Source organism: Flectobacillus sp. (assembly GCF_049240685.1).
In the GTDB taxonomy this organism is placed as follows: domain Bacteria; phylum Bacteroidota; class Bacteroidia; order Cytophagales; family Spirosomataceae; genus Flectobacillus.
Genome location: NZ_JBMLSD010000157.1, coordinates 1 through 1,024 on the forward strand (window position 1 = coordinate 1; position 1,024 = coordinate 1,024).

General features: G+C 34.6%; 1 protein-coding gene and 1 pseudogene. Both read right to left on the reverse strand.

Translation table 11 applies throughout. The annotated features are described in order from the left end of the window. Positions 1-353: pseudogene (locus tag ACOVQ4_RS07260) on the reverse strand (polyphosphate kinase 1); the annotation flags it as partial. Positions 354-401: 48 nt separating this feature from the next. Continuing rightward, positions 402-620, reverse strand: coding sequence for a hypothetical protein (locus tag ACOVQ4_RS07265; RefSeq protein ID WP_421819987.1), 219 nt, complete (start codon positions 618-620; stop codon positions 402-404). Positions 621-1,024 lie beyond the last annotated feature (404 nt).

Consider the following 1,024-nt stretch of genomic DNA (forward strand, 5'->3'; position numbering starts at 1 on the left):
CTACGCTCTTTACCAAAGTCGATATAATTATACAACGAACCAACCCTAATCGAAAAAAACTCGTCAAGATTTGATGCCGTAATCGCCAAAAATTTCAGTCGGTCAAACACATTTCTTCTTGGGTCTCGTGCTTGGTCTAATACCCTTTCATCGAATTTCAGCCAACTCAAATCTCTACTAATATAATCCGACTTTTCGATAACGTCATAGGAACGATTTATGACTTTTTCAAGACGACGTTTTTCTTCTGGTGTTTGTTTAGTATTCATAAAATTACCCAAAAATGAAAAAAGATTCTCGACTAGAGAACCTATTTCACCGCGTTTACGATATTTTCTTCTTAGTCGTTGCATAAATTTTCAGAGGTTATACTATTAAACCTTAACGAAAACCTTGCTATTTTACTCTTGCATTCCACCTTTAATTGCTTCATAATCAGAACGTAAACGACCCATTTCTTTTACCAAAAAGGTTTGTAATTGTTCATTAAATTCTTTTTGGTCTTCTGGTGCCAAAGAGGCATATAAATCCTTTAATTCTTGGTTTATACTAGCTCTTTCCTCCGCAGAAGAGGCATTCATTGAGCGAATGTGAAATTGTTTAAAATTAAATTCTGGCATTGTAAATAGTGGAATAGACAAATTTAAGGTTTATCATCCGTTGTAATATTAACAAAACGTTAAATTAACAAATGCCAAGCCTTTTAAAAAATTTATGGAGCGAAATGTTTACCCTTTTACAGAAAAAATATGATTCTAAAGCTAATAGAAAGGTGCAATTCTGTAGAACAAGGTTTTACAGACTCACTTTTTTATAGTCAATGGTTTATCATCATAATTTGATAACGGTATGCTTTGGATATTTGTTGTAGAATTGTACAAAATAAAGAAGGAAATCCTAGAGGATGCAAACAAAATCGCACCCTCTCGGGATTTGAAGGTTTGACTCAAGTAGATACAATCGCCCAGTGCGAGAATTCGGTTTGTTGCCCCAGGTGGTAAGCCGTTGGAATTAGGCAGTAGGC